This is a genomic window from Aeromicrobium sp. PFPM2_SD2 (assembly GCF_057364525.1).
Genome location: NZ_JBNFNZ010000265.1, coordinates 1 through 3,601 on the forward strand (window position 1 = coordinate 1; position 3,601 = coordinate 3,601).

At 72.4% G+C, this 3,601-nt stretch carries 4 protein-coding genes and 1 pseudogene; 2 read left to right on the forward strand and 3 right to left on the reverse strand.

Annotated elements, in window-relative coordinates; all coding sequences use genetic code 11:
* Positions 1-262: 262 nt before the first annotated feature.
* Positions 263-880 carry a peptide deformylase gene (def, locus tag AC2W7G_RS11745; protein WP_485868601.1) on the forward strand — a complete coding sequence of 206 codons (618 nt, stop codon included), beginning with the start codon at positions 263-265 and terminating at the stop codon, positions 878-880.
* Between the two features lie 40 nt (positions 881-920).
* Here def and AC2W7G_RS11750 read toward each other — a convergent pair.
* Positions 921-1,726: pseudogene (locus AC2W7G_RS11750) on the reverse strand (TrmH family RNA methyltransferase).
* Positions 1,727-1,744: 18 nt separating this feature from the next.
* On the opposite strand from AC2W7G_RS11750, the gene AC2W7G_RS11755 reads away from it, so the two are divergent.
* Entirely contained in the window at positions 1,745-2,305 is a 561-nt protein-coding gene (locus AC2W7G_RS11755) for a YbhB/YbcL family Raf kinase inhibitor-like protein (RefSeq protein WP_485868602.1), read from the forward strand.
* A 71-nt stretch (positions 2,306-2,376) separates the two neighbouring features.
* On the opposite strand, the gene AC2W7G_RS11760 is transcribed toward AC2W7G_RS11755, so the two are convergent.
* Complete coding sequence (locus AC2W7G_RS11760) at positions 2,377-3,432, reverse strand: SPFH domain-containing protein (RefSeq protein ID WP_485868603.1); 1,056 nt, start codon at positions 3,430-3,432, stop codon at positions 2,377-2,379.
* Positions 3,432-3,601, reverse strand: a 170-nt coding sequence (locus AC2W7G_RS11765; protein ID WP_485868604.1) for an NfeD family protein, incomplete at its 5' end; no start/stop codon positions are given. The genes AC2W7G_RS11760 and AC2W7G_RS11765, both read right to left, overlap by 1 nt.

Here is a 3,601-nt window from a genome sequence, read left to right on the forward strand (position 1 = left end):
CGCGGCCGGCCTTCGTCGCGACGGCGAACCCGCCACGGGCGCCGTGGTACACCGCCCCGTTCGGCGGAGCTGCGCAGCCGCAGGCGGTCGAGCATCGCCGATCCGGCGAGCCGGTTGAGGGACGGCCAGGCCGGCGGCCAGGGGGTCGGTGCGCACGGGCATGCGGGCTCCTGTCGCGTGACAACGTCAGATACCGACAGTATCCGAAAGTGCGGCCCCCGGTCCAGGGCGCCGCCCCGCAGGCGCTTCGATAGGCTCACCGGTGCTGTACGACGAACAAGGAGAGCGTGTGTCGAGCCAGTCGCGTCCGTTGCCCGAGGGCGGCAAGGTCCTGCCCATCACCCGGTGGGGCACCCCGGTCATGCACCACGAGCTGCGCGACGTGACGACGTACGACGACGAGCTCCGCACCCTGGTCGCCGACATGGTGGCCACGATGTACGCGGCCAATGGCGTCGGCCTGGCCGCCAACCAGGTCGGCCGGGACCTCAAGGTCTTCGTCTTCGACTGCCCCGACGCCGACCACGAGCGCGTCACCGGCGTCGTCTGCAACCCGGTCCTCACGCTCCCCGAGGGCGCCGACCGCCAGCTCGACCCCGACGACGAGGGCTGCCTGTCGCTGCCCGGCGCGTTCGTCGAGTGCGCGCGGCCCGACCGGGCCTGGGTGACCGGCACCGACGAGAACGGCGACCCCGTCGCGTTCGAGGGCACGGGCGTCCTGGCCCGCTGCCTGCAGCACGAGACCGACCACCTGCACGGCACGGTGTTCGGCGACCGCGTCCCGAACCGGCTGCGCAAGAAGCTCTACAAGCAGCACGAGCAGGTCGCCGAGCACTACCCGGACGACTGGCCGGTCTCCCCCGCCACCGACGAGGACTGACCCGCGCCGGCCGAGCCCGCCGAAGCCCCGTCGACGAGGCTCAGGGCGCGGTGGGGCGCATCTGCCAGCAGGCGACGGCCACCGACGCGGCGATGTTGAGCGAGTCGATCTGCGGCGCCATCGGGATCGTCACGCGGTGGTCCGCGGCCGACTCCACCGGTGGGACAGCCCGTGCCCCTCGGAGCCGAAGACCAGCGCGGTCCGCTCGGCCGGCGGGGCCTGGTCGAGCGGGACGGCGTCGTCGGCCAGCGTCATCGCGTAGGTCGTGAAGCCGGCCTCGCGCAGCATGTCGGGTGCCGCGTACCAGTCGTCGATGCGCGCGTACGGCAGCCAGAACACCGTGCCCATCGCCACCTTCACCGCCCGCCGGTAGAGCGGGTCGGCGCAGCGCGGCGAGAGCAGCACGGCGTCGAACCCGAACGCGGCCACGTTGCGGAAGGCGGCGCCGACGTTGGTGTGGTCGGCCAGGTCCTCGAGCACGACGACCCGCCGCGCGTCGCGCAGGACGTCCTGCGGGGACGGCAGCGGCCGGCGCTCGAGCGCGGCCAGGGCGCCGCGGTGCACGTGGAAGCCGGTCAGCTGCTCGATCGCGCTGTCGGGCAGGACGAAGCAGGTCGCGTCGCTCGCCTCCAGCAGGTCGGCCAGGGGCTCGAGCCAGCGCGGCGACATGAGGAACGAGCGCGCCTCGTGCCCGGACTCCAGCGCCCGCCGGACGACCTTCTCGCCCTCGGCCAGGAAGATCCCGCGCTCGGACTCCAGCAGCTTGCGCAGGTGCACGTCGCGCAGGTCGGTGTAGTCGCGCAGCCGCGGGTCGGTCGGGTCGTCCAGTGTCACGATCGCAGCCACGCCGTTAGCGTACGGAGCATGAGCCTCGACCGACCCGTCACCCCGGACCCGTACCCGCTCCTGCCCGCCGTCGCGAGCTTCACCGTCACCAGCGACGACGTCACCGACGGTCAGCCGCTCCAGGACGACCAGGTGGGCGCCCTGGGCAACACGTCGCCGCAGCTCTCGTGGTGCGGCGCCCCCGAGGGCACGAAGTCCTACGTCGTCACCTGCTTCGACCCGGACGCGCCGACGGTGTCCGGCTTCTGGCACTGGACCGTCGTGGACCTGCCGGCGTCCGTCACCAGCCTGGACGCCGGGGCCGGCGCCTCGGACGACACGCTGCCCGGCGGCGCCTTCCACGTGCGCAACGACGCCGGGTCGCTCGACTTCACCGGCGCGGCCCCGCCGCAGGGCGACCAGCCGCACCGCTACTTCTTCGTCGTCCACGCGGTCGGCGAGGAGACCTCGCGTCGACGCCTCGGTCTCCCCCGCCGTCGTCGGCTTCAACCTGGCGTTCAAGACCCTGGGCCGGGCGATCCTGCACGGCACCTACCAGCACTGACCCGCACCCGAGCGCGGCTCCGCCGCGAGATGTGAAGAAGTCGACCCCGTCCGCGCTGGACGGGGTCGACTTCCTCACGAATCTCGGCGGAGCCGAACCCGGGTGACTACTTCTCGGGGGTGCCCAGGCCGGGGGCCTCGGCCTCCTTGGCCGCCTCGAGCGCCTCCTCGACGGCCGCCGACGTCTGCGAGGCCTGCTCGTCCACGACCTCCTCGTCCAGGTCGACGCGCCGCTTGCTGCCGCCGCCGTCGACCGGGATCTTGCCGATCGCGCCGCCGATGGTGCCCAGCGCCTCGGTCAGCTCGGCCGGGATGACCCACACCGTGCTGCCCTCGCCCTCGGCGATCTTCGGCAGCATCTGCAGGTACTGGTACGACAGCAGCTTCTGGTCCGGGTTGCCGTCGTGGATGGCCTGGAAGACGGCCTCGATGGCCTGGGCCTCGCCCTGGGCCCGCAGGATCGCGGCCTGGCGGTCGGCCTGGGCCCGCAGGATCGCCGCCTGCCGGTCGCCCTCGGCCGTGAGGATGGCCGACTGCTTCTCGCCCTCGGCGGTGAGGATCGCCGACTGGCGGTCGCCCTCGGCGGTGAGGATCGCGGCGCGCTTGTCGCGCTCGGCACGCATCTGCTTCTCCATCGCGTCGATGATCGACGGCGGCGGGTCGATGCCCTTGAGCTCGACCCGGTTCACGCGGATGCCCCAGCGGCCGGTCGCGCCGTCGAGCTCGCCGCGCAGGCCGGAGTTGATCTGGTCGCGGCTGGTGAGCGCGTGCTCGAGCGTCATGCCGCCGATGATGTTGCGCAGCGTCGTCATGGTGAGCTGCTCGATCGCCTGGATGTAGTTGGCGATCTCGTAGGTCGCGGCCACCGCGTCGGTCACCTGGAAGTAGATGACCGTGTCGATGGAGACGACGAGGTTGTCCTCGGTGATCACTGGCTGCGGCGGGAACGAGACGACCTGCTCGCGCAGGTCGATCTTGTAGCGCACCTTGTCGATGAACGGCACGACGATGTTGAGGCCGGCCGACAGGGTGGTGCGGTACTTGCCGAAGCGCTCGACGATGCCGGCGCGCGCCTGCGGGACGATCTTGACGGTCATCGACACGACCGCCACCGCGAGGATGGCGAGCAGGACGACGGCCACGGTCACGGCTGAGCCGAGCATCACGGCCCCTTTCGTGGGTCGGGGTCGGGCTGGACGACGGCGGTCGCGCCGTCGATGGCGACGACGACCACGTCGGCGTCGGGGTCGATGACGAGGTCGCGCTCGGCCGTCCGGGCCGACCACTCCTCGCCGGCCAGGCGGACGCGGCCGTCGCGCTCGTCGACGGCCG

What these genes read in the sequence shown, in the direction of transcription:
- AC2W7G_RS11760 (WP_485868603.1), bottom strand. Translation starts at nt 3,432, where the DNA reads ATGCTCGGCTCAGCCGTGACCGTGGCCGTCGTCCTGCTCGCCATCCTC.
- AC2W7G_RS11755 (WP_485868602.1), top strand. Translation starts at nt 1,745, where the DNA reads ATGAGCCTCGACCGACCCGTCACCCCGGACCCGTACCCGCTCCTGCCC.